Raw genomic sequence first — 24,162 nt, 5'->3', positions numbered from 1 at the left:
CGCAGGGCTGTGCGCCCACTGACGGCGGTCGGGGCGCTGCCTAGCCTTCCCCCTACGCGACGTGGCGCAGGCGGAAGGAGCGATCCGATGACGGCAGCCGAGGCCTGGCCGGAGACCGGTTTCCCGGTGCGGGAGCCGGACGGGGCGATCCGGCTGACGCTCCTCGTCAGCGCCCGGCGCGGCTGGTTCAGCGTGGCGGCACCGGCTTCGGGCCTCGACCGGCTGGTGGCCGGCGCGGCTCCGTGGGACCCCGTCCGGCCGCCGGAGCGGAATCAGCTGGTGCTGGTGACGCGGCCCCGCCTGACCGCTGACGAACTCGTGCACGTGCTCACGGCCGCCGGTCGCGCGGGCGCCGCAGCGCTCGTGGTGCGAGAAAGCGGTCTGCCGGCGGAACTCGACATCCCTGCTGCCGCCGCCGAATCCGGGGTGCCGGTGCTCGCGGCGGAGGAGCGGATCGGCTGGGCGGAGATCCGGACACTGGTGCGCTCCTTGCTGTCCGGCACCCGGTTCGGCGCGCGCGGAGCCACGCCGACCGCAGGCGGTCTCTACGATCTCGTCGAAAGCGCGGCTCTCGCGCTGGACGGTGCGGTGGTGGTCACTGACTCCGCGTTCCGTGTTCTCGCTTTCGGCTGCGGGGAAACCCCCGACTCGCTCACCAGCGAAATGGCTCTCACCCGGCGAGTCCCGGAAAAGATCCGAGCGAGACTCGCTCGCCTGCGCAGCGTCGATCGCCTCGACCTGCCGGGCGCAGGTCCGCGATGGGCCGCACCGATCCAGGCTGGCCAGGCAGTCGGCGGATATGTCCTCTGCGCGCCCGGCCCGGAGACGCCCGGGTCCGTGCCGCAGGTGCTGAGCGAAGTGTCGACGGCCGCGGCTGCCTGGTTCATCGGCGAACCCGCCGGACGGGACGACGAAGACGCCGTCCGCGCCGAACTGCTGCGGGGACTGCTGGCAGGCACGGGATCGTGGGAAGCAGTGACCGGTCGGCTCGGCAGGCACCGGAAATGGTGCCTCGCCGCCCTCGGTGCGCACGCCGACACGGTCACTTCCGACCACGAAGGAGCCATGGCGCGCTGCGCACGGATGCTCCACCCAAGTACGGCCACGGCAGTGCTGGGCAGTCTCATGTTCGTGCTGTTCCCCGAAATTCCCGGTTCCGGCCCCGCCAGCTTCGTCGAGCGCTTGCGACGGCGCGCCTCGTCGGTCACCGGCGTGCCGCTAGTGGCGTGTGTCAGCCGTTCTTGTGCCGCCGGACGGGAGATCCGCGCCGAACTCGGGCCGCTCAGACACGCGACGGGGGTGCTCGCCGCGCGGGCCGAACCGGGCACTGCCCAGCTGGAGGAGCTGCGCCCGCAGGTCCTGCTCGCCGAGCTGGCGGGTTTGGCCGCCGAACACCCCGGCCTGCTCGGCGGCGCACTGGACGTGCTGCGCCGCGACGAGTCCACGCGCGGTGCCGAATACCTGCACACACTTCGATGCTGGTTCGACGCGGGCGGCGACGCCACCCGGGCCGCAGCCGAACTTCGCATACACCGCAACACTTTCCGGTACCGGCTGCAGCGCATCGAAGCCTTGTGCGGGGTCGATCTCGCCGATCCGGTCCAGCGATTCGCGATCGAACTGCAGACCCGTCTTCTCGTTTCGCCGAACCGGTTCAAGCCCCGGCAGGAGTGAACTTCTCCCGGTGAATCATCCGCGGCGCCATCCGCCGCCGCTTGAACGCTTTCACCCCGGCCTCGACCATCGGCGGCGGACCGCAGAGCCATCCCGACCAGCCGCGTGCGCTGGACACGTCGTCGAGGAACCGGTCGGTCGGAAAACCGGTGCGATACGACGCACCTTCGGGCTCATCAGAAAGCACCGGCACGAACGCGAATCCCGGACAACCGTCGGAAAGCTCCGCCAGCAAATCAAGGTCGTAGAGATCAGCCGCATTGCGAACGCCGTGGTACAGCAGTACTTTCCGCTCCGGATCGCGAGCGAGCGCGGTGCGGGCGAGCCCGAGCAGCGGCGCGAGGCCGGTCCCGCCGCCGATGAGCACCATCGGCGCGCCGTCGTCTTCTTCCGCCGGGGGCAGGAAGAAGTCGCCGAGCGGTCCGGTGACCTGGACCTGATCCCCGGCCGCGAGACCGGCGAAGATCCACTTCTCGGTCGCCGCCCCGCCGGGCACCCGGCGCACGTGCAACTCCAGGACTTTGTCCTCTTCAGCGGTGTTGGCCAGGGAATACTGCCGTCGGACGGCGGTGCCCGGCACGGTCAGCTCGACGTACTGTCCAGCGTGGAAGGCCAACGGTTCGGGGAGCGCGAGCCGAAGCCTGCGGGTGTCGCGGGCAATGTCCTCGATTTCCCTGACGGTGGCAGTGAAATCGCGCAGCGGATAGGTGTCCCGGACGGCGGCGCTGCCGGTGCTCTCGACGACGATGTCCGAGCGCAGCCGAGCCTGGCAGGCCAGCGCGAACCCGGCCGCCCGTTCGTCTCCGGTCAAGGTGTCGGACGGCGAGTCTCGGTGATCGACGTCGCCGCTGACCACCCGCAGCTTGCAGGTGCCGCAGGTGCCTTGGTTGCAGGAGTTCGGCATCCAGACGCCGGCGCGGAGGAAGGCGTCGAGCACCGGCTGGTCTTCCTCGCACCGCACCTCCCGTCCGCCGACGGTCGCGGTGAACGCCATGTCAGGCCTCCCAGGCGACGCGCAGCGACGTCGGTCCGCGGAATCCCCAGCCCCAGAACTCGACGTCCGAGCCGGTGTCGCGTTCGAGGTTGGGGATCGACTCGAACAATTCCTCCAGTGCGATGCGCATGACGTGATTGGCGAAGTAGATGCCCGCGCACGCGTGGTTGCCCGCGCCGAAAGCCAGGTGCGGCAGCGGCGGGCGGTGCAGGTCGTAGCGGGTCGGTGCCTCGTAGACGCCGGTGTCGTGGTTCGCCGAGCCATAGGACAGGATCACCGGCGTTCCGGCGGGCAGGTCGACCCCGGCGACGGTGACCGGCTCGGTCGAGACGCGCGCGGTAGCCGACCAGATCGGCGAGGTCCAGCGCATGCCCTCGGAGATCGCGCGGTGGATGAGCGCCGGGTCGTCGACGACTTCTTCGAGCTGGCCGGGTTCGCTGAACAAGCCGGCCAGCGTCGAAGCCATGCCGTGGCCCGGTTCCTGCATCGCGCCGAGCAGATACACGTAGATCGTCGGGTAGATGTACTCGCGGTCGCGCGTCTTGCCGGGCGGCATGCCGTCGTGCAGCCAGTGCGAGATCGCGGTGTCGGCCGGTTCAGCGATCCACTTGTCGATCAACGGGTCGACCGTCGCCTGGATTTCGGCCTTGGCTTCGTCGCCTTGGACGAAGCCTTCGGGGTTGGCGAATTCGCCGTCCTCGGTCATCGCGGCGTTGGTGAAGGAACGGCTCAGTTTCGCGAACCATTCGCGCAGCTTGTCCGAGCTGACGCTCTGCAGCCCCAGCAGGTCGCCGAGGGAACGGACGCTGACCGGTTCGCAGTACTGGGACACGAGTTCGGCCCGGCCGTCGTTCTCGAACTTCTCGAGATAGCCGCGCGCGATGGGCCGGACGAGATCCTCGATCCAGCGGTCGACCTCGACCGGCTGGAGCGCGGGTTCGACCATCGAACGCAGGTCCGCGTGGATGTCGCCGTTGACCCCGATGATCGCCGGGTGCCCGAACGTCCGCCCGCCGGCCGGCGTGATGACCGCCTCGAAGGCGGGGCTGGTGGCGATTTCGCGGCAGATGTCCGCGGTCGTGGCGACGTGCGAGCCGAGCACCGGCACGTACGCCAGCGGAGCCTCCCGGCGCAGCCGTTCGTAGGGCTCGTAAGGGTTCCGCTCGAGCTGGGCCATGGTGATTTCGCCGATCCAGGAAAGATCCTGGGCGCTGGTGTCGATCGTCGTCATTGACGCGGCCTCCTTCGCCGATTCCGTCCGGTCGGGGAGAAGGTAGGTCCGGCGGAACGGGCCGGCGACACGCGAAGCGCGGATCCGGTACGGATCGCGCGACGAATCGGGCGCGCCGCCGCGGATCGGTTAGCATGCGGTCATGTCCGCACGCCGTGGTGCGACGCCCCGGGACTGGGAGCGAGCCTCGAGGTCGGTGGCCGACGCCTACTTCCCGCACCAGCTCACGCCGCTGGGCGGACGGGAGCCGCGGCTGACCCTGCGGACGCTGGACCTCGGCCCGGTGCTGATCGGGTACGTCGGGTGGGGAGCCGACGTGGAGGTCGCGTGCGACTACCCGAGCGCGTACGAGGTCAACCTGCCGCTGACCGGCCATCTGGAAAGCCGGGGCCGGCACGGCACGGTCACCTCGCTGCCGGGACAGGCGACGGTCTTCCGGGCCGACACCTCGTCGCTGATCAGCCACTGGGACGCGACCTGCACCGTGCTGGGCGTCAAATTCGACCGGGACTGGCTGGACCGGGAGGCCGAGCGGGTCCTCGGCACGGTCCGGGCGGCCGGGGCGCTGCCCGACCAGCTCCGCCTCGAGCACGGCCCGGCCCGCGACTGGCGGCATCTGGTGGCCGGTCTGTCCTCGCAGATGCGCGAATGCCGGTTGTTCGCCGGCCAGCCGCTGGTCCGCGACCAGCTGGCCGGAGCGGTCTCGGCCGGGTTCCTCCTCGCCAGCTGCCCCGACGCGGGACACGGCCCGCCCCCGAAGCCGCGAGCGATCGCCCGGGTCGTCGACGCGGTGCGCGACGATCCCGCGCGGGCGTGGACCGCCGCGCAGATGGCGGAGGTCGCCGGGACCACGGTCCGCAGGCTGCAGGAAAGCTTCCGGCAGTGGGTCGGCTGCACCCCGACGGAGCATCTCGTAGCGGTCCGGCTGCAGCACGCTCGCGCGGATCTCGAAGCGCATCCGGAACTGTCGGTGAGCGAAATCGCCGCCCGGTGGAATTTCTCCAGCGCGAGCCGGTTCGCGGCGGCCTTTCGGCAGCGCTACGGCTGCCCGCCCTCGCAAGCTCGCTGACTTTGGCGCGGGTGCTGCGGTTTCGTACCCGCCGCCCGAGGTCAGCGGCGCGGAACGGGCCGGGAAAGCCGCAATTCGATCAGCTCCGCGCCGCGGCGCAGCAAATCCACCCACCGCTCCGGGTCGTGCTGGAAGCGCTCGGCGGACCAGCCGACGGACAGGCTGCCGTACGGTTCGCCGCGCAGGAACACTGGTACCGCGAGCGTCGCCACGCCGGTGTCGTACTCGCCGGTGGTGAACGCCCAGCCCCGGTCGGCGATCTCGGCCAGCTGTTCGCGCAGGACGGCGAGATCGGTGACGGTGTCCGGCGTGAACCGCGCCATCGGCCGGTCGGCGAACAGCCGGTCGCGCTCCTTTTCGGGCAGGAAGGCGAAGTACGCCTTGCTGGTCGCGCCCGCGTGCGCCGGGTACAGCTCGCCGACCAGCGAGTAGCCGCGCAGCCGCCCGTCCGCGCCCTCCGCGGCCAGCACGCACCGGGTGTGCGCACCGTCGGGAAGGGACAGCAGGGCGGCGTGCCCGGTCTGGGCGGCGAGGTCGGACAGGACCGGGACCACCAGCAGGTCCAGCGCTCCGGCCCGGTCCCACAACCGGCCGAGGTGCAGCGCGGCCGGCCCGATCCGGTACCGCCGGGTGCTGTCGTCGCGGACGAGGAACCCGCGATGCGCCAGCACCGCCAGAAGCCGCTGGGCGATGGAGGTGTGCAGGCCGAACTCGCGGGCCACCGCGGTGACTCCCCACTCCGGGCGCGCGCGGTCGAAGGCGAGCAGCACCTGCAGCGCGCGGTCCGCGGTCTGCGGCAGCCCGGGCGGGGTGGCGCGCTCGTCTCGTTCGGGCACCCAGCCATTGTGCGAATAACGGGAAATGTTTGTAAAGCCGGGGCGCCCGGGCCGAGTCTGGTCGGACCACCCCGGCGGCTTGACTTTTCAGAGGAACCACATGCTCAAACACGTCCTGGAACTGCTCGAAATCCTCGACGACCCGGCGGTGACCGGGAAAGAGGCCGTTGCCTACCTCGACGCGGTCGCCGGTGCCGTCGGCAGCGGCGCGGAGGTCGCCACGGTCACCGGCGAAGGCTCCGGACGGACCGATTTCGTCCGGGTGCGGGTGCCCGGCAGCCACGGCCGCGCCGCGGGCGGCGACGCGCCCACCCTCGGTGTCGTGGGCCGCCTCGGCGGGGTCGGCGCCCGGCCGGAGGTGACCGGGTTCGTGTCCGACGGGGACGGTGCCGCCGCCGCGCTCGCCGCGGCCGCGAAGCTGCTGTCCATGCGTGCTCGCGGGGACGTGCTGCCCGGCGACGTGCTGATCGGGACGCACATCTGCCCGGACGCGCCCACCTTGGCGCACGACCCGGTGCCGTTCATGAACTCGCCGGTCGACATCGCCACGATGAACAGCTACGAGCTGTCCGCCGAGATGGCCGCCGTGCTGTCGATCGACACCACCAAGGGCAACCGGGTGATCAACCACCGCGGCCTCGCCCTTTCCCCGACCGTCCGCAGCGGCTACATCCTGCGGGTCTCGGAGGGACTGGGCGACCTGCTGGAGACGGTGACCGGCGCGCCGCTGGTGACCTACCCGATCACCACGCAGGACATCACGCCCTACGGCAACGGCGTCTACCACTTGAACTCGATCCTCCAGCCCGCGACCGCGACGGACGCGCCGGTGGTCGGACTGGCGATCACCTCGGCGGCGACTGTCGCGGGCTGCGCGACCGGCGCCAGCCACGAGACGGACATCGCCGCCGCCGCGCGCTACGCGGTCGAGGTCGCGAAGCAATTCGGCGCGGGTGCGCTGAAGTTCCACGACGAGGCGGAATTCGCCACCCTGCAGGCCCGCTACGGCTCGATGGCGCACCTGCAGACGCTGGGCACGGAGGTGGCCGGATGAGCACCGCGACGAAAACCGCGAAGCGGACCAGGAAACGGATCGGCAACGACGACTACTCGCTGCGCCGCGTCCCGGAGAACGCCCGCTACGGGTTCGGTTCGATGCTGCTGCAGTGGCTCGCGCAGTCCGGGTCGCTGTCCCAGTTCGTGCTCGGCGCGACGCTCGGCGTGGGGATGCGGTTCTCCGACGCGTTCTGGGCGTTCACCCTCGGCGCGGTGATCCTGGAGGTGGTGATCTTCCTGATCGGGCTGGCCGGCCAGCGCGAGGGGCTCACCATGACCATGCTGACCCGGTTCACCGGCTTCGGCCGCAACGGGTCCGCACTGGTGAGCCTGGTGATCGCGATCAGCCTGGTGGGCTGGTTCGGCGTGCAGAACGGCATTTTCGGCAACAGCATGCACGCACTGGCGGGCGGCCCGCCGTGGCTGTGGTGCGCGGTGTCCGGCATTGTCCTGACGCTGCTGGTGATCTACGGCTTCAAGTACATGATGTGGCTGGCGAAGATCGCGGTGCCGCTGTTCTTCGGGCTCGTGGCGTGGAGCGTGATCTCCACGCTGTCGGACCACTCGGTGGGCGCGCTGATGTCGGCCGCGCCGACGGCGACCGCGATCTCCATCCCGGCCGCCGCGACGATCATCGCCGGCGGCTACATGACCGGAGCCGTGGTCGCCCCGGACATGACCCGGTTCAACCGCAAGGGCTGGCACGTCCTGCTGCAGAGTTCGGCGTCGATCGTGCTGTCCGAGTACATCGTCGGCATGACGGGCGTGCTGCTCGGGCACCTGGTCGGCAGTTCCGACGTCACGCACATCGTGCTGTCCACTTCGGGCTTCGTCGGGCTGATCGTGGTGGTGCTGGCGACCGCGAAGATCAACGACTGGAACCTCTACGGCTCCTCGCTGGGCGTGGTGAACTTCGTGCGGACCGTGTTCGGCCGCCCGCTGCACCGCGGCGTCGTCACCCTGGTGATCGGGCTCGCCGGGACGGTGCTGTCCGCGGTCGGCTTCCTGCAGCACTTCACCGCGTTCCTGTCGATCCTCGGCGTCGCGATCCCGCCGGTGGGCGGCATCATCGTGGCCGAGTACTTCCTGGTGCGCAGGCTTTCCACGCCGCTGCGCGAGAGTCGCGCCGCCGGGCGGGTGCCTGCCACGATGCCGGTGTGGGTGCCCGCCACGCTCGCGGTGTGGGCCGCGGCGTTCTGCGTCGGCAAGTTCGTGCACTGGGGGATTCCCGCGCTGAACTCCTTGCTCACCGCCGCGATCCTGTACACCGTGCTGGGCCGGGCCGGGCTGATCCGCCCGGTGGGCTCAGCCGAACTCGAGGAGGTGGCGCAGTGACCAGCGCGCAGGACGAGGTGGTCGGCCTCTGCCGGGACCTGATCCGCATCGACACGTCCAATCCCGGCGCGACCGAGCGGCCCGCCGCGGAGTACGTCGCGGAGAAACTCGCCGAAGCCGGGCTGGAACCGACGCTGGTGGAAAGCGCGCCCGGCCGGGCCAGCGTGTTCGCCCGAGTGCCCGGAGTGGACTCATCGCGGCCGGCGCTGCTGCTGCACGGCCATCTGGACGTGGTGCCGGCGGACGCGGACGAGTGGAGCGTCCCGCCGTTCTCCGGGGAGATCGCCGACGGCATGCTCTGGGGCCGCGGCGCGATCGACATGAAGGACTTCGACGCGGCGATCCTCGCGCTGGCGCGGCAGTTCGGCCGCACCGGCGAGAAACCGCCGCGGGACGTCGTGTTCGGCTTCCTCGCCGACGAGGAGGGCGGCGGGAAGTTCGGCTCGCACTGGCTGGCCGAGCACCGCCGCGACCTGTTCGAGGGCGTGGGGGAGGCGATCACCGAGGGCGGCGGCGTGTCGTTCGACCTCGGCAACGGCTCCCGGCTGTACCCGATCGAATGCGCGCAGCGCGGGCAGGCGTGGCTGCGGCTGGTCGCTACCGGCCGCGCCGGGCACGGTTCCTCGCCCAACGACGAGAACGCGGTCACCGACCTCGCCGAATCGCTCGCCCGGATCGGCCGCCACCGCTTCCCGGTCCGGCTGATCGAACCGGTGCGGGCGCTGCTGGAACGCGCCGCGGAACTGCTCGGCGTCCCGTTCGATCCGTCCGATGTGGACGGAAGCCTGGCGCGGATGGACCCGGTGCGGGAGCTGGTGAACGTGATCCTGCGCAACTCCGCGAACCCCACCATGATCTCCGGCGGATACCAGGTCAACGTCATCCCCGGCCGGGCCACCGCCGCGGTCGACGGCCGGTTCCTTCCCGGATACGAGCAGGAACTGCTGGACACGATCGACGAACTGCTGCTGCCGTCGGTGCGCCGCGAGTTCATCCACCGCGACATCGCGATGGAAAGCGGCTTCGACGGCCCGCTGGTGGACGCGATGTGCGCGGCCGTCATCGCCGAGGACCCGGACGGGCACCCCGCCCCGTATTGCAACGCTGGCGGTACCGACAACAAAGCATTGTCCGCGCTCGGCATCCGCGGCTTCGGATTCAAAGCGCTGCGCGTCCCGCCGGAACTGCCCTACAACCGGCTGTTCCACGGCGTGGACGAACGGGTGCCGCTGGAATCGCTGCGGTTCTCCGTCCGGGTCCTGCAACGGCTGCTGCGGACCTGCTGAACAATGGCGGGCGAACCAAGGAGAAACGCGTGACTGACTTGCTGTTGCTGTCCAATTCGACCAACCACGGCCGCGGCCCCCTCGAACACGCCCTGGACGCGGTGGCCGAGGTGCTGGACGGGCGCACCGAGCTGGTGTTCGTCCCGTTCGCACTGGCCGACCACGACGGCTACACCGAACGCATCGCGACCGCGCTGGCCCCGCTCGGGGTGCGCGTGCGCGGGCTGCACACCGCCGCCGACCCAGTCGCCGCCGTGCGCTCGGCCCCGGCGGTGTACACCGGCGGCGGCAACACTTTCCGCCTGCTGGCCGAGCTGTACCGGCGCGAGCTGCTGGAACCGTTGCGGGAACGGGTTTCCGCCGGAATGCCCTACCTCGGCGCGAGCGCGGGAACCAACATCGCCGGCCCCACCGTGCGCACCACCAACGACATGCCAATCGTGGAGCCGCCCAGCCTCGCCTCGCTGGGCCTGGTGCCGTTCCAGCTCAACCCGCACTACGTCGACCCCGACCCGGGCAGCACGCACATGGGCGAGACCCGGGCGAAACGGCTCGCGGAATTCCACGAGTGCAACGACATTCCGGTGCTCGGCCTCCGCGAGGGCACGTGGCTGCGGGTGCGCGGCGACTGGGCGGAACTGGCCGGAGTGTCCACGAGCGGCGGCGCGCCCGGCAGGCTGTTCCGGCGCGGCACACCGGACGAGGACGTTTCCGGCGATGTCAGCGAGCTGCTCGCCCCGGTGCGCGAACCGGTGTGGGGCTGAAGGGCTGGTTGACGGCGAGGACGTTCGAGGCCGGTCCCGGCCTCGAACGCTTTCCTTTTCCCGCACCTTTTCAATCCGTGCGGCATCCCTCGTAATACCAGCCCGACGTAGGATAATCGTGCTGGCTGTCGAAATTGATGCACCACCGCGTGTGCCCGTCTGTGCCGAGAACGTAGTAGTGCCCGTTCAGCGGCACGCCCTGAGTGTCCCAGAAATCGAGGGAGAAGAAGATTCCGCCGCCGCTCGGACTGGCTTGCCCGCGGTCCAGCGGGAGCCACTGACAGCCATTGCACGGGGCGTAGTACGTCACATAACCGACACCGACCACCGCGAGCGTTTGCCGTCCGTTCGTCCCGCTCCAGGTCACCCAGCCGCTGTGGTGCTGGCCGTCCATCTCGCATCCCAGGTTGTGCCCGCTGTAGACCGCGTGCGTGTTGCCCGGACATCCCGCGGCCGGCGCCGCGCTCGCCGGAGGGGCCGCCGCCAGCAAGCACGAGAGTGCGGAAATCGCAGCCACTGCCGTCAGTCTTCGCCAAAAAGTGCGAACCATAGCCTTTGTCCTCCCGTATCCAGTACTGTCTGACCTTTTTCCTCGGCTTCGCTTGGTGGGGAGTATTGCCCCGGCCCGGGCCTGCCGTACACCTTTTGCGTTCTGGCTTAAAGGGTCCGCTCCCCGCCTGCCGCGGCCTCCGCTAAAAAGGTGCCCATGACCACGACCCCAGACGACCGCTCCCGGCAACGGGGCTTCGTCGTGCTCAACGACGCCCCGGTCGGCGACGGCGCCGCGGACGACCTGCTGGAGGCCGCCGACGTGGCGAACAGCCTCGCGGGTCTCATCACGGCGTCCCGGGCCACCGCGCCGTTCACGGTGGCGGTGGACGCGGCGTGGGGGATGGGCAAGAGCAGCCTCCTGCACCAGCTGGAGGCCAAGCTGTCCAGCGAGCCCGACGTGTCCGTCGTGTGGTTCAACGCGTGGACGTCCGGAGCCACGAACGCACTGGAAGGGCTGATCAAGTCGGTTCTGCTGCGCCTGGACCGCAACCTGATCCGGCGGACGGTGCGGTCGATGTCCCGGCGCGCGCACCTGTTCGGCGTGCTGCGCGGCGCCGGGCTCGTCGCGGCGAGCTTCTTCGGCCTGGGCCGGGTGGTGGACGAGATCTGGCAGCGGCTGTCGCTGGACGCGCGGGCGCGCAACCAGATCAAAGGGGTGCTGCGGGACGCGGTCGGCGGCTGGATGGCCAAAAGCGGCACCCCGGACGGCCGGCGGCTGGTGGTGGTTTTCGTCGACGATCTCGACCGGTGCGCCAGCGCGCGCGTCATCGAGGTCTGCGAGGCGATCAAGCTGTACCTCGACGTCCCCGGCATCGTGTTCGTGCTCGCCTGCCATCAAAGCGCGCTGTGGCACGCGGTGCGCGAATCCGCCGGCGTCGGCGATCAGGTGTCCGCGGGCGAATACCTGGAGAAAATCGTCCAGATCAGCTACCGGATCCCGGTCCCGTCGACGGAACAGGCGATGCGCCTCGTCGACGGCTATCTCGAGCTTTCGAACACCGGCGGCTTCTTCGACGAGTCGACGAAGAACATGGTCATCGAGCGCACCGGACGCAATCCGCGGCGGATCAAGCGGCTGATCAACAGTTTCGTGCTGGAGTACCACCTCAGCCGGTCCTGGGACGAACTCGGCGCGGGAAATCTGGTGAAGGTGATCATGCTCCAGCATTTCTACCCGGATTTCTACCGCCTGCTCGCCAATCCCAAGCACCGCGATCCGATCCGCGAATTCCTGGCGTACCACGAGTACCGCGCGGCCGTGAAGCACGGCGACGACCAGGCGCGGGACCGCTGGGCGGAACTGTTCGCGGCGAAGGACGTGCAGCTGTCGGTCACCGCGGAAGCCTTGGCGGGACTGGAAAACGAACTGCCCGCGGAGTACCGGGAACTGGCCGCCGACCGGGACTTCGTGGCCCTGCTCGACAGCATCGACGTGGAGAGCGAACGGCTGGCGGAACACCTCAGGCGCCGTCCGCTGGCCACGACCGACACACAAGCGGAGGCGACGCGAAGCCCGGCCGACCTGGCGCGGCTGCTCGCCCTGCCGTGGGTGCACATGGTGGTGGACGGCGACAACGTGGCCATGGCCGCGTACCCGGAGCTGGAGCCCGCCGAGCGGCTGAGCCAGCTGGTGCAGCAGCTCGCCGTGCTCGTGGCGCGGTTCGAGCCCGAGCTGACGGCGGTCTTCGACGGCGAGGTCGCGTTTTCCGTGCCTACGGGCATGCCGCGCGGGGTCCGGGTGCTTTTCTCCGGACCCGGATTGCCCACCGGCGACACGATCAGCGGGGTGGCCGGGGCCGAGCCGCAGGGGCGTCCGGTCATCGTGGTCACGTCAGACCGGGCGGTCGCCGAATCCGTGCGCCGGCCCAGCGTTTATCCGGTACCGGCTGCCGTGCTGCTTTCCTTCCTCGCGAGCCTTTAGCGCTCCAGCGCAGTCCGGCTCCGGTGATCAGGTCACTGCCCGGGACCGGAGGAGAGGCCCCGGGTGACAAGGTCGTCGAACTCGCGGTCGGGCAGCGTCCGGTTCAGCTTCAGCAGCGTCTCGGCCTGCCAGCCGACGGCGTAGCGGGTGTCCGGACGGTCGGCTTCCACCGCGGTGCGGACCGCCTGCGCCACCACGCTGGGATCGGAGCCGTCGGCCAGCCCGGTTTCCCCGCGCTTCGCCATCGCCTCGGCCATGTCCCGGTAGGCTCCGTGCCCGGAGAATTCGCGAAGCTGCGCGGCGGTCTGGTCCTCGAACTCGGTGCGGATGATGCCAGGCTGGACGATGACGACGTCGATGCCGAACGGAGCGACCTCCATCCGCAGCGTGTCGGAATACGCTTCGAGCGCGTGCTTCGCGGCGTAATACCAAGCGCCCAGCGGCAAAGAGATCTCGCCGCCGATCGAGGACATGGCGACGATCGTGCCCGACCGCTGCTCGCGCATCGCGGGCAGCACGAGCTGCACGAGCCGGGCAGGCGCGAACAGGTTGACCTCGAACTGATCCCGCGCCAGGTCCAGCGGCACGTCCTCGGCCGCGCCGTGCAGGACCGTGCCCGCATTGTTGACCAGCACGTCGATCCGGCCCTGTTCAGCCAGCACAGTGCCGACCGCGCGATCGAGGTCCTGGGGTTCGCGGGCGTCCATCTTCAGCACGTGCCCGCCAGCGGCGCGCAACGGCTCCATCCGGTGCACGCGCCGCGCAGCGCCGTAGACCGTGTGACCGGCGTTGCGAAGTTCGAGCGCGGTCGCCAGACCGATTCCGGACGACGCGCCGGTGACCAGACACACCTTCATCGGGCACCTCCTCGCGGCGCGGGCGCGGACAAGTTGAGAGAGGCGGCGGGATCGTCGCCGAAATTGCGTTCCCAGCGCGGGTGCGGCGCGCTGGCGATCAGCAGCTGTATCCGGTTTCCTGCCCGGAGCCCCGGTCCTCGCGAGACCATCCGGCTGGTTATGGTTTCCACGACACGAAAGCTACGACCGCTTTCCACGGCGGTCAACGAGATCAAGCCAGATAATTCCTCGCTGCCAACGCATCTACGCTTCATTGCAATGACCCGGCCAGTGGCACGGGGCTGCTCGCGTCAGGAAAAACCATTGCAACGACGGCGACGGTCGCGCACGCTGTGATCGAGAAGACAGGAGGGCCGATGCCCGGCACCCGGCTGACCATCGAAGACCGCAGGCGCATCGCGGCGTGGCTTGCCGACGGGCTCGGCTACGCCGAGATCGCCCGCAGGCTGGCCCGGCCGACCTCGACGATCAGCCGCGAGGTGGGGCGCAACGGCGGCCCGGACGGCTACGAACCGGACGGCGCGCACCAGGCCACCCTGCACCGAGCCCACCGCTCCTCGGCAGCGCGGGAACCGGACCGAACCGATCGGCGGCAGGCGGACGCCTTCGTCGCGGATTTCGCCGCGATGATGATCGAGACCGGCCTGCCGAGCATGCCCGCGCGCGTGCTCGCCTGCCTGTTGACCACCGACTCCGCGGCCGTCACCGCCGCCGAACTCGTGGAGCGGCTGGAGGTCAGCCCGGCTTCGATCTCCAAAGCGATCGCGTATCTGGAGAAGCTGGAGATCGTCCAACGCGAACGCCACCCGTCGACCCGCCGGGAGCGGTACCTGGTCGACGACGAGGTCTGGTACCGCGCCTGGGAGGCCAGCACCCGGTCGATCACCAGATGGGCCGACACCGCCGAACACGGCGCGGATCTCCTCGGCGACCGCACGGCGGTAGGCACCCGGCTGCGCCGCGCGGCGCGGTTCTACCGCCTGCTCGCCGAGGACATGACCACCGCCGCGCAACGCAGGCGTTCTGACCTCGGGACATCTGTCCGGTCGAACAGGATCTCTTCGCTACGACAACAGGATTGAGACCGAACGCGATGCCGGTTCGGACGAATGCCGCCCAGCTCTCCCGATCTATTGGCTTCCGGTCGCGGAGTCGCGAAACCGCCCGCCGTCGATTGTTGTCGTGGTGAGCGGAATGCCGAATGCTGGCCACTCCACAGTGAAATCGAAAGTTTCCGCCGGGGGAGCGGGCCACAGCCATAGATTCTCTTCGCTGCGGATGTTCATGCCGTCGATGTGATAACCGGGCCCGCCGAGTGTCAGGAGGACAGGTGGTTCCGGTTCGCTTGCCGGGGTGAGGACATAGTCGGTGGTGGCTGCCTCGCCGGAGTCGCGAAACCGGACGCCGAACCGCAGCAGCGAATCGGCCGGGCCGTCGAGGGGTTCCGCCGTGCATCTTGCGATCAGGTCGCCTGGAGATTCGCCGACGGTGTGCGCCTCGGCTTCGACCTCGATCAGCCAGCCTTCCGGATAGAGACGGAGTTCGGCAAGGACGATCCGGGCTTGCGGGGAGCTGGCTATCGTGCGGTTGCACGGAATTCGCGCACCGGCCCGGACAACGCGCGGGCCGGCCCACAGCGGCATCGCGTCCGGACGCCGTGCGCCCTCGTCCCGGCCGCCCGAACGGGATCCTAAGTGGTCTCCGCTCCGGGCACCCGGCGGGATCCCGCTCACGAACCCGCCGCCGCCTCCTGCTGCGAGAGTTTGTCCAGGTCTCGTTTGCAGAATCCGTGGTGCGCCCACTCCTCGTCGAGCACGGTGCCGAGGCATTTCCGCACGGTCCGTCCCTTGGCGTAGGGCGGCCACCTGTCGTCGTCGGGCACCGGCGCGGTCCGCGCGAGCTGATCAGGCGTGACCTCGGCCAGCCACGTCTCGATCTCCGAAGCCTGCCGGTCGTGCACGGCGAGCACCTCTTCGAGGCTCACCCGGGCGGACGGGCCGAGCCCGTTCTCCTGGTCCATGACGAAGTCCGGACCCAGTCCCATGGCGGTGAACGGCTCGGTGATCCCGAGAACGCAGCGCCGGAACCAGGAGTCGTGCACGAAGACAAGGTGCCGCAGGGTTTGGACCATCGACCACTCGCCGTCGACGCCCCGATGCTCGCTGTTCTCCGGCATGGACCGGACGCGCTCGGCGGTCGTCGTCCAGTCGTCCCGCAGCTGCCGCCAGGCCTCTCGCAGGTCGGCCGGTTCGTCGGAGCGGATCAGCAGGCGCACCGGGTGGCGGCGGTCGAGTTCCGCCTCGACGTACGGCATGACGTCGACGCCGTTGACCACGAGATTGGTGACCAGGCCGTCGATCTCGGCGTCCTGCATGACTACGCCGACCAGCCGGGTTCTGCTCAGGTCGCACTCGCGGAACTCCGCGCCGGTGAGGTCTTCGTCGTTGAAGCGTCGCATGCGGACAGCCTAGGCGGAATCGCGCACGCAGCGCGCGACTTCGCTGTCAACCGGCGAAGTGACGGTTCCGCTGCGAGACAGGCGACGTTCGCGCCCAGCCCGGCCCTGGGGCGTCCGCCGCTCAGGGGGTGTCGCCGAGCCAGGCGACGACGTCGAGTTCGACGCGCAAGGGCGGGAGCAGCTGGGCGCCGATCGTCGTCCGGGCGGGACGGAGGCCGGGGAACTCCTCGGTCCAGACCTCGTTGTAGGCAGGGAAATCCGCGAGGTCGGCGAGGTAGCCGGTGATCTTGAGGACGTGCTCCGGGCGGGCTCCGGCTTCGGCGAGCACCCGGCGGACGTTCGCGAAGGCGGCGCGCGCCTCGTCGCGGAACGTCCCGGCCACCGGCCGCCAGTTCTCGTCGACGCCGACCTGGCCCGACAACAGCAGGAGATCGCCCTGGCGGCGGAACGCGGGAGCGGGCGGCGGGGCGATCGCGTCGTGACTCATCAAGCCTCCTGGCGGGCGGGAAGGACAGCGGCGTCCCTGCTCGGTCGGTCGTGCTGGCGCCGCTCCGGTGCGAGCGCGAGCTTTCCGGATCGGCGGTCGCTGCCCAAATGTTCAACCGCGCAGCGGGTTGAACGGGGCCGCTTCGCGGGAAACACAGCCCGCGGCCGAATTCCGGCAGCCATCCGCCCGTCGCCGAGCGCGACCCGCCAGGAATCGGTGCGACCACACGACTTCGCGAACCGGCGGCGGCAGCCCTCCTTATCCGGTGCGATGCCGGTACGCGCGCTGGCGGCACGCGTGCGAGCAGTACCGCCGCGGTCGCCCAGTGGCCGACCTGGCGACAGCTGCACCGCACACCTCGCAGACAGCCTGCTCGACAACGGACTCCCGGTCATCGTCAGTTCCGTCACCCGAGGTTTTGTCACTCCCCGCTGTCCAGGGAGTGTGCGCGGCGATATCCCGGTCCATCAGGTGGCAGTGGGTGGGATCGTCGCGCTCGCAGATCAGCAGATGGGCGAGATAGCGGCGGGCGCTGTCGAGCCGGGCGCGCTGGCGGTCGATGCCGTCGATCCGGGCGAGCACCGTGTCGCGCCAGTCGTGACCGTGCGTCTTGCCCGCGAATACGTTCCGGACGTCGTCCAGCGACATCATCCCGGCCTGCCGGAAGAGGCAGACGAGAGCGATCCGGCGGAGTTCGTCCCGCCCGTATCGGCGACGACCGCCGGGACCCGCCAACGGCTGGACGAGCCCCTCCTTCTCCCACCACCGGAGCGTGGACACGGGCAGGTCGAACACCGCGGCGGCCTGGCCGCTGGTGAGCGTGACGTCGTCCATGCCGCTCATTTGACCTGAAGCCGACTTCACCCGGCAAGGTTCTTGATGAAAACAGTTATCAAGACTGCCTGAGTCCTGCCGTAACGGGACCGGGCACGAGAGGGAGCGCAGTGACGAACGAGACGAGCACAGCGACCGCCGGCCAAGACCGTGCCGCCGGGACCGGGGCGCTGATCGCGCTGCTGGTGTCGGGGTTCGGCTACGGCCTGGCGGCGGTGATGGTGATTCCCGCCCTCGGGGAGATCGGCCAGCGGTACGGCCTGCCGAACGGATCGGCTTCGTGGGCGTTGACGATCACTTTGCTCGGCGGCACAGTCACGACCCCGGTCCTCGCGCGGCTGGGCGACCGGTACGGGCACCGGCGGGTCGGCGTCGCCGTCATGGCCTGTCTCGCGGTGGGCAGTGTGCTGTGCATGGCCGCGCCGACGTTCGGGATCTTCCTGGCCGGCCGGTTCACCCAAAGCCTGGCCTCGGCGATCTTCCCCATCGGGTTCTCGATCCTGCGCGCCGCCCAGCCTGCCCACCGGCTCGGCCTCGGCATCGGCCTGCTCAGCGCGATGACCGGTCTCGGCGGGATCGGGCTGCCGTTGTCGGGAGTCCTGATCGGTGCCTGGGGCCTGCCCGGGATGTTCGCCCCTGCCGCGGTCCTCGGTGCGGCCGGCTCCCTCGCCGTGGGGGCGACCGCCCCGCGCCGCGAGCCCGCGTCCGAGCGGACCCGGATGGACGCGCCCGGCGCAGTGCTGCTGGCCTCCGGACTGGGGGCGATCCTGCTCGGCATCGACCGGGGGCCCGGCTGGGGCTGGGCGTCCGCCCCCGTGCTCGGCCTGCTCGCCGTGGGCGCGATCGTGCTCGCCGTGTGGGTGCTGGTGGAGCGACGGGCCGCGGCACCGCTGGTCAGCATGCGGGTGTTCGTCCAGCGTCCCGTGCTGATGAGCAACCTCTCCGCGTTCTTCATCGGTTTCGGCATGTACGCCGGCTATGTCGTCGTTCCCGGACTGGTCACCGCCCCGGCCGGTTCCGGGTTCGGGGAGTCCGCCGCCGTCTCCGGACTGGTTCTCCTGCCCGCGATGGTGCTGCTCCCGGCCGGCGTCCAGATCGCGGCGCGGGCCACCGGACGCACCGGACCCCGGCCGGTGCTGCTGGTCGCCGTCACGGTCATGATCGCCTCGTTCGCCTGGCCGGCCCTGTCCCGCGACACCCTGGCCGACCTAGTCGGTGCGGGCGTCCTCCTCGGCCTGGCCGTCGGCGGCGCCTATGCCGTGCTGCCCACCGTCATCGCGCAAGCCGTCGCGCCCGCCGACACCGCCGTCGCCACGGGCATCAACCAGATCGCCCGCGCGGGCGGAGGCGCTTTCGGCACCGCCGTCACCGCCACGCTCCTGGCCAGCATGAGCGGACCGGACGGTGTTCCGCATGCGCACGCCTACACGGTCGTGTTCACGGTGCTGGCGATTGTCACTGGGCTCGCCGTGCTGTCTGCTCTGGGCCTTGGGCGGCGGCAGAAGAACACGCCCGGCTGTGCTGCCTCGGCGAGCGCACTGCGGCCGTCCTCGTTTCGCGGACGCGATTGAGGTGCCTGGATCGAAGCGTTCGCTGATGTGGTGGCGGATGCTGGTCGCAGGAACCGCCCATCGCGAGACGCACTGGCGCACATGGCCGGAGATCTCTCCGGCCGCCCTCGGCTGGCCGGTCCTCTGATTCGGAGTGCCCCCAGGGCCGGGGCGCGAGCTTCCGGAGCGAGCCCAGCACCCCGGCCAGCGGGTCAGCCGGTGACGAGGGACAGATGGTAGGTCTGCAGGATTTCGTTCACCGGCTGGAACCAGGTCTCGCCGCCGGAGCTGCAGTTGCCGAAGCCGCCTGAGGTGACTCCCTGGGCTTGGTCGCCGGTGATGAAGGAGCCGCCGGAGTCGCCTGGTTCCGCGCACGCGTTGGTGTGCGTCGCTTCGTAGACCGCGCCCTGGGCGTAGTTGATCGTTTCGTTGAGGCCGAGAACGGTGCCGCAATGCCAGTGCGACGTCGAGCCGGAGCGGCAGATCGACGAGCCGGCGGGCGCGACCGACGAGCCGCGGACGATCACGTCGCTGACCGTGCCCCAGCCGAGGACGACGGGGGCGGTCCACCAGCCGTTGCCGATGGTGATGTACGAGTAGTCGTTGCCGGGGAAAGAAGATCCGGCGAACGTGCCCATCGCCGAGTTGTCCCAGCCGACGACGGAGCTGCCCGCGCCGCCGCAGTGCCCGGCGCTGACGAAGCCGCCGTGGACCGAGAAGCCGATGGAGCAGCGGGTGTTTCCGTTGATGTAGTAGGGATCCCCGCCGACGGTGCCTGCCGAGAACGTCTGCGGGCGGGCACCGGACGCCACGGTCACCGGGCCCGCCGCGCGGGCTCGCGAGAGGAAGGCGTCGACGTCCGGGCCGTGCGCGCCGGGCTGGAGGGTCACGACCACGCTGCCGGTGCGGGGGTCCGCGTGCCAGCCGCTGACCGCGGCGGGGGCGCGTTTCGCCTTTGCCGCGTTGTCGATGGACGCCTTCGCCGCGTCGAGCGCTGCGGCGGTGACGTGTGCCGGGACGGTTTCCGCGCCGGTGCGGTGAACAGCGTCGGCCACGGCCGGGTCTGTCACGCCGATCACCAGCTTGCCTCGGGCCGGATCGAACCAGGCTCCGCCGAACGCCGCGCCGGCCGCCTGCCGGGCAGCGGGCATCTGCTTCGCCGCCGTCAGTTCTTGTCCGAGCCGGGTCTGCGCTTGTTCGGCGCTGAGGCCCAGATCCCGTTGCATGGCCGCGATCAGTCCGGGCGACGCTTGTGCGGCTGCGGGGGCGAACGCGGCGGCGAGGCTCGCCGCGAGAACGGCCGCACCGGTGAGACTGAGGGCGATTCTTCGACGCATCGGAACTCCTCCAAGGCTCGGGGGAAAGAAACTCACTGTCGGCCGAGTGTGGGGAGGCCGGTCGAAGCCGGTCCAGCGGCGACCCGCATTTTGTCTGAAAGCTGTCGCCGTGGTTGCTCCGTCCGGCCACCCTGGAACGGACTTCCGGGCAAATGCCGCGCTGGCGACGCTCAGATGGGCAGGGCGGCGCAGGGGTTTGGTCGGCTGGCGCAAGGATCTCGGCGATGGCGCGTATGGAAGGCATCTTCGACTTCGGCGGCGAATCGTCGATGCCTGCTCGGAATCTGCTGGCTCGTCCGCTCGAGTCTGTGTTTGCATCGGTGCCGAATCGTTTCCCGGAGCGGGGAGAACACTGCAAGGGTTGATGACTGCGGCCGACTACGCGCTGTTCACGGCGAAAGACCGTGGGCGCAAGGATCAAGTTCTAAGGCATCCATCGGGACCGGTCGTGCCGTGCGTCGTCTCGGTGGAACCGCTGGACTCGCTAGTTCTGATTTACGGCCAGGGCTTCTGGTTCGTTCGGGCTAAGCGCGCGCAGCCGGCCGGAAATCCGCTTCTCGTTCGCTGTATCCATCGAGCGCAGCCTGAATAGAACTGTCCTGGCGCGGGAACAACGGCGATTGGGCTTATCGCGTGGAGGGGACGGAACACGGTGGGCAGACGGAGTTTGCGGAGTGCAGCAGTTACCGGTGACTTCTCGGTATTCCTGACGCTGGCATTTTCTGGGATCAGCGTGGGCGCTGTGTCTCCGCGCGAGGACGCTGCGACGGCAACGACCACCCCGACGATCTGCTGGTCCGCTGGATCGACGGCGAGGTCAATATGTACGTCGACTCCGGCACGCAACTAGGCAGGGAAAGAGTTCTCGTCGTCGCGAAGTAGCTTCGGCGGGAACATCGCCCTCGGCGATAGCAGGTGCCGCCGCCTCGACGCTTCAACCGGAGATTCTCGAGGCGGCGGCCGCCGCGACCCGCTTGGCGAACGCGCAGGTCTCGGCCGGCTCCGGAGCGTCGGAACCGGGAGTCGAGTCCACCCTCAGGTGGGCCTGCGCGCGCAGATTCACCAGTACCAGGCAATTCATCGGTGCTTTCCGGAAAGCGACGACCTTCGCGTCGCGCCCGCGGATCTGCTCCTGGCTTACCTGCGCGTCGGGCGAGAACATAGTGTTCTGCGGGATGTCGGCGTCGTGGAAGGCGAGGTCCAGTTCGGTGTCCTCGCTGGTCCACTGGCATCGGGCGCGGCGCGTGCCGCCCATCTTGTACGGCCGGTCCCACGCCTTGCTCGGTCCTGCCAGGCCCAGCGTCTCCTTGTCCGCGGCGGTAAGCAATGCACAGAGATCCGCGCCCGTGAAGTTCTGCGAGGAGGACGACATCGACGTGCTGCCGGGCGGAGGCGCCGCGCTCGCGCCAGGGTGGTTCTCCAGAGAACCGCATGCTGCGAGAGAAGCCAGTGCGGCCACGGGAAGGAACCGCAGTGGTCGCGTTCTGTTCATTTTTCCGCCTTCGACAGTGAATACCTGAAACTGGCAATCCAGATGTCGTGCTAGGCGACCATTCAACCACGTCCGCCAAGCTGGCCCCCACCGAACCGGGGATGCGGAGCAGTCTCGTCGCTTGACGAGCAGTTGTCCGGAGATCCGTGCTGGTAGAAGGAAAACATGCGTCGGGCACGATGCCGGGCGCTGTGCCGCCAGCCTTCCTCGGGAGCCGACGAGATCGGACACGCGAGTTGACGGGCCGGGTAGCCGTCGAGGAGTTGCCGTCACCGGGCAGGCGTGCCGCGGAATGCTGGCGGCGATGTGCGAACGCACCCGCTCATTCCGTGGCTGGCGGTGTCGTCAGCACGGGCTCGAGTTCAGCGAGCAGTGCCGGGAGCATCGTGACGACGCGCGCCTGATCAGTGCGTCCACGCCAAGCGCGGCCAAGATAGTCGGCGGCTTTCCTCTCGCACACCACGAAATCCGCATAAGCGCTCGCCCGGCCAAGGTAGAGAAGGTCCGCGAGATCGTTGGCGTTCCATCGATCGCCGTGGTTGCGCAGGCGTGCACGCGTCGCTTCGTAGACCGGGGCATGGCGGGGCACGCAAGTCGGCCGTCGACATGCTGCTCGGCTACCGCTGGTACTTCTGGCTGGGGCCGATTCCTCACACCCTCTCCTGCAAACCTGGGCGGCATACGATCACTGCCGGAAGCCAGGTGTGCGGAGGAGGCGCACTCTTCCCGCAGGAAAAGAAGTGTGAATTCGCCTTCTTGACAGGAGCGCTTTTCGGTGCGCGCAGCGGCCCTCGGGTGCTCTGGCCAGCGGACTCGGAGGCTGCGTCGCGACGTTGCACCCGTTCAGCTTAGGAAAATTACGAGAAAGAAGGCCAATGAGGGAGCGCAAGCTGAAATCCCGGGCGTACTGGCTGTTCGCGACCCCGCACTCTTCTTGGTGCTGCTGCTGGGTTTCAGGTTCATCTTCAACGAATCGTACGGCCAGGCCGCGGTCGAAGGCCTCATTGCCTCCGTGACAGTGCTTGCCGTCTCCCTTGTGGTCGAAGCAATAAGGCGTCGATCTCATAAAAATAGCCGACTCGATGCAAGGAAATGGCAGGTCTCTCGCGAAAGTCCAGCACCATTGGGTGCATTTACAAGCGCCTTGGCGCTCTAGTCTGCATCGGCGCAAGCGATCACCACGCCAAATCTCAACACGCGAACCACCGGCAGCGGAGCGGCCGCCGACCGTTTCACGGCGACGGCACTGGACCTGGCCCGAGCCGTCCGCAATGGCGCCTGCGCCAGCCTCGCCTGCGACCCGCGGGGCCGGTCGTCGCCGAGAAAACCGGGACCGGAGTCGCTGCGTCGTCGTTGCCGCCTATCGGCCGGTGGCGGTGCCGGCTAGGCGTTGCCGGGCCCGAGAGCCGTCGGCGGTCCGCGGTGTTGTCCCACCGCTTGCCGGAGTGTGGGCTGGATGTCGAACAGTTCGTCGAGCCGGGTGATTGCCAAGGGTTTGAGCACGCTGTGCTGGGTGGCGACCAGGACGACCTCGATCTGCGCTTCGGCGGCGGCTTGGCGCAGCCAGACCAGTGCGGACAAGCCCGCCGCGCTGAACAGGTGCACGGCGGTCAGGTCGACGATCAGTCCGCGCGGGTGCCGGGCGAAGGCCGCGGCCATCGCGTCCCGCAGCGGGGTGCGCGCGGTGTGGTCCACGTCGCCGCCGACTGCGAGCACGCTGACAGTGCCGTGGGATTTCGCGGTGATGGACAAGACCGGCGTGGACGCTCGTTCCATGAGCAGCGCTCCGAAGGATGCCGGCTTGCTTGGCCGGCGAAGGAAGCGGCCTGCCGGGCGGCCGCGGCTGCCGACTGAACCGCGATCTGGCGAACAGGCCGTCACCAGGTTTGTTGTCGCATGACAACAATCACCCTACTGCGCCGCGGCCGCGTTGTCACTTTCGTCGAGATCCCGGTTCGCCGCCTCTTGGAAAGCGCGCAGCCCGATCGCGAGAGCTTCCCGCTCGTCGGCGGTCAGCCCGGCGAGGACGGTGTGGAGAGTTTCCCGGCGCCGCGCTCGCAGGTCCTGCAGGTAGGCGCGACCGGCGTCGCTGAGCCGCAGGATCAGCTCGCGGCGGTTCTGTGCGTTCGGGAGCCGCTCCAGGAAGCCCACGGCTTCGAGCCGGTCGCACAGGCGGCTCGTCAGGGGAGGGGTCGACCCGAGCAGGTCCGCCAACGTGCGCAGGTTGAGTCCTTCGCAGCGGTCGAGTGCGATGACTGCGCGTACTTGCGACACCGACAGGGGCCTCGGGGAGGCGTCGCGGGCGCGCTCGAAAAGGATCTCGAGCAGTTCGGCGGAATCGGCCACGGCGGCGGCCGTCTGGTCGGCCTGGCGCGTCCTGCGGGATCGGTTCACGGTATTCACGGCGGCATCCCTAGGTCGGCCTCTCG

General features: G+C 69.5%; 23 protein-coding genes. 10 read left to right on the top strand and 13 right to left on the bottom strand.

Annotated features, from left to right (window positions below):
• Window positions 1-87 precede the first annotated feature (87 nt).
• Window positions 88-1,674 carry a PucR family transcriptional regulator gene (locus ACWGIC_RS27200; RefSeq protein WP_452078756.1) on the top strand — a complete coding sequence of 529 codons (1,587 nt, stop codon included), beginning with the start codon at window positions 88-90 and terminating at the stop codon, window positions 1,672-1,674.
• On the opposite strand, the gene ACWGIC_RS27195 is transcribed toward ACWGIC_RS27200, so the two are convergent.
• Both ACWGIC_RS27195 and ACWGIC_RS27190 read right to left on the bottom strand, forming a co-directional pair.
• A complete protein-coding gene (locus ACWGIC_RS27195; RefSeq protein WP_452078755.1) occupies window positions 1,655-2,668 on the bottom strand; it encodes a 2Fe-2S iron-sulfur cluster-binding protein in 1,014 nt (337 codons plus the stop codon). The genes ACWGIC_RS27200 and ACWGIC_RS27195 overlap by 20 nt on opposite strands.
• Window position 2,669: 1 nt before the next feature.
• On the bottom strand, window positions 2,670-3,899 hold the full coding sequence (locus ACWGIC_RS27190; protein ID WP_452078754.1) for a cytochrome P450: 1,230 nt from the start codon (window positions 3,897-3,899) through the stop codon (window positions 2,670-2,672).
• A gap of 142 nt (window positions 3,900-4,041) precedes the next feature.
• Here ACWGIC_RS27190 and ACWGIC_RS27185 point away from each other — a divergent pair, with 142 nt between their 5' ends.
• Window positions 4,042-4,968 (top strand): AraC family transcriptional regulator, encoded by a 927-nt coding sequence (locus ACWGIC_RS27185; RefSeq protein WP_452078753.1) that lies wholly within the window; start codon window positions 4,042-4,044, stop codon window positions 4,966-4,968.
• 41 nt (window positions 4,969-5,009) lie between these two features.
• On the opposite strand, the gene ACWGIC_RS27180 is transcribed toward ACWGIC_RS27185, so the two are convergent.
• Window positions 5,010-5,804, bottom strand: a complete 795-nt coding sequence (locus ACWGIC_RS27180) for an IclR family transcriptional regulator (protein WP_452078752.1) — start codon at window positions 5,802-5,804, stop codon at window positions 5,010-5,012.
• Between the two features lie 100 nt (window positions 5,805-5,904).
• Here ACWGIC_RS27180 and ACWGIC_RS27175 point away from each other — a divergent pair, with 100 nt between their 5' ends.
• The 4 genes from ACWGIC_RS27175 to pepE are packed head-to-tail and all read left to right on the top strand — an operon-like array spanning window position 5,905 to window position 10,245.
• Window positions 5,905-6,858 carry a DUF1177 domain-containing protein gene (locus ACWGIC_RS27175; RefSeq protein ID WP_452078751.1) on the top strand — a complete coding sequence of 318 codons (954 nt, stop codon included), beginning with the start codon at window positions 5,905-5,907 and terminating at the stop codon, window positions 6,856-6,858.
• A complete protein-coding gene (locus ACWGIC_RS27170) occupies window positions 6,855-8,195 on the top strand; it encodes a cytosine permease (protein WP_452078750.1) in 1,341 nt (446 codons plus the stop codon). Before ACWGIC_RS27175 ends, ACWGIC_RS27170 begins: the two co-directional genes overlap by 4 nt.
• Window positions 8,192-9,481, top strand: a complete 1,290-nt coding sequence (locus tag ACWGIC_RS27165) for a M20/M25/M40 family metallo-hydrolase (protein WP_452078749.1) — start codon at window positions 8,192-8,194, stop codon at window positions 9,479-9,481. Before ACWGIC_RS27170 ends, ACWGIC_RS27165 begins: the two co-directional genes overlap by 4 nt.
• A 29-nt stretch (window positions 9,482-9,510) precedes the next feature.
• On the top strand, window positions 9,511-10,245 hold the full coding sequence (gene pepE / locus ACWGIC_RS27160; protein ID WP_452078748.1) for a dipeptidase PepE: 735 nt from the start codon (window positions 9,511-9,513) through the stop codon (window positions 10,243-10,245).
• Window positions 10,246-10,315: 70 nt separating this feature from the next.
• On the opposite strand, the gene ACWGIC_RS27155 is transcribed toward pepE, so the two are convergent.
• On the bottom strand, window positions 10,316-10,762 hold the full coding sequence (locus ACWGIC_RS27155) for a hypothetical protein (RefSeq protein WP_452078747.1): 447 nt from the start codon (window positions 10,760-10,762) through the stop codon (window positions 10,316-10,318).
• 189 nt (window positions 10,763-10,951) lie between these two features.
• On the opposite strand from ACWGIC_RS27155, the gene ACWGIC_RS27150 reads away from it, so the two are divergent.
• Window positions 10,952-12,718: a P-loop NTPase fold protein gene (locus ACWGIC_RS27150; RefSeq protein ID WP_452078746.1), complete on the top strand. Its 1,767-nt coding sequence runs from the start codon at window positions 10,952-10,954 to the stop codon at window positions 12,716-12,718.
• A gap of 32 nt (window positions 12,719-12,750) precedes the next feature.
• On the opposite strand, the gene ACWGIC_RS27145 is transcribed toward ACWGIC_RS27150, so the two are convergent.
• The gene (locus ACWGIC_RS27145; protein ID WP_452078745.1) at window positions 12,751-13,575 is read right to left on the bottom strand and encodes an oxidoreductase; all 825 of its coding nucleotides are present in this window, start codon (window positions 13,573-13,575) and stop codon (window positions 12,751-12,753) included.
• 356 nt (window positions 13,576-13,931) lie between these two features.
• Between ACWGIC_RS27145 and ACWGIC_RS27140 the strand changes: the two genes are divergently transcribed.
• A complete protein-coding gene (locus ACWGIC_RS27140; RefSeq protein WP_452078744.1) occupies window positions 13,932-14,657 on the top strand; it encodes a helix-turn-helix domain-containing protein in 726 nt (241 codons plus the stop codon).
• A gap of 48 nt (window positions 14,658-14,705) precedes the next feature.
• Here the strand turns inward: ACWGIC_RS27140 and ACWGIC_RS27135 are convergent, their stop codons facing one another.
• From ACWGIC_RS27135 to ACWGIC_RS27120, 4 genes are all read right to left on the bottom strand, one after another.
• The gene (locus ACWGIC_RS27135; protein ID WP_452078743.1) at window positions 14,706-15,308 is read right to left on the bottom strand and encodes a hypothetical protein; all 603 of its coding nucleotides are present in this window, start codon (window positions 15,306-15,308) and stop codon (window positions 14,706-14,708) included.
• Complete coding sequence (locus ACWGIC_RS27130) at window positions 15,305-16,033, bottom strand: DinB family protein (RefSeq protein ID WP_452078742.1); 729 nt, start codon at window positions 16,031-16,033, stop codon at window positions 15,305-15,307. The genes ACWGIC_RS27135 and ACWGIC_RS27130 overlap by 4 nt, the downstream gene beginning before the upstream one ends.
• A gap of 121 nt (window positions 16,034-16,154) precedes the next feature.
• Entirely contained in the window at window positions 16,155-16,520 is a 366-nt protein-coding gene (locus tag ACWGIC_RS27125) for a RidA family protein (protein WP_452078741.1), read from the bottom strand.
• Window positions 16,521-16,778: 258 nt separating this feature from the next.
• Window positions 16,779-17,354, bottom strand: coding sequence for a MerR family transcriptional regulator (locus ACWGIC_RS27120; protein WP_452078740.1), 576 nt, complete (start codon window positions 17,352-17,354; stop codon window positions 16,779-16,781).
• A 110-nt stretch (window positions 17,355-17,464) separates the two neighbouring features.
• Between ACWGIC_RS27120 and ACWGIC_RS27115 the strand changes: the two genes are divergently transcribed.
• Entirely contained in the window at window positions 17,465-18,925 is a 1,461-nt protein-coding gene (locus ACWGIC_RS27115; RefSeq protein WP_452078739.1) for an MFS transporter, read from the top strand.
• Between the two features lie 191 nt (window positions 18,926-19,116).
• Here the strand turns inward: ACWGIC_RS27115 and ACWGIC_RS27110 are convergent, their stop codons facing one another.
• The gene (locus ACWGIC_RS27110) at window positions 19,117-20,241 is read right to left on the bottom strand and encodes a S1 family peptidase (protein WP_452078738.1); all 1,125 of its coding nucleotides are present in this window, start codon (window positions 20,239-20,241) and stop codon (window positions 19,117-19,119) included.
• A gap of 224 nt (window positions 20,242-20,465) precedes the next feature.
• Between ACWGIC_RS27110 and ACWGIC_RS27105 the strand changes: the two genes are divergently transcribed.
• Entirely contained in the window at window positions 20,466-20,606 is a 141-nt protein-coding gene (locus ACWGIC_RS27105) for a hypothetical protein (protein WP_452078737.1), read from the top strand.
• Between the two features lie 569 nt (window positions 20,607-21,175).
• Here ACWGIC_RS27105 and ACWGIC_RS27100 read toward each other — a convergent pair.
• The 3 genes from ACWGIC_RS27100 to ACWGIC_RS27090 form a co-directional block, all read right to left on the bottom strand.
• Window positions 21,176-21,733 (bottom strand): DUF3558 family protein, encoded by a 558-nt coding sequence (locus ACWGIC_RS27100; RefSeq protein WP_452078736.1) that lies wholly within the window; start codon window positions 21,731-21,733, stop codon window positions 21,176-21,178.
• Between the two features lie 1,383 nt (window positions 21,734-23,116).
• Complete coding sequence (locus ACWGIC_RS27095; RefSeq protein ID WP_452078735.1) at window positions 23,117-23,509, bottom strand: STAS domain-containing protein; 393 nt, start codon at window positions 23,507-23,509, stop codon at window positions 23,117-23,119.
• Window positions 23,510-23,644: 135 nt separating this feature from the next.
• Window positions 23,645-24,136 carry a MarR family transcriptional regulator gene (locus tag ACWGIC_RS27090; RefSeq protein ID WP_452078734.1) on the bottom strand — a complete coding sequence of 164 codons (492 nt, stop codon included), beginning with the start codon at window positions 24,134-24,136 and terminating at the stop codon, window positions 23,645-23,647.
• Window positions 24,137-24,162: the final 26 nt, after the last annotated feature.

It is taken from the genome of Amycolatopsis sp. NPDC054798 (assembly GCF_053611505.1).
This window is presented reverse-complemented; position numbering and strand designations above follow the sequence as displayed.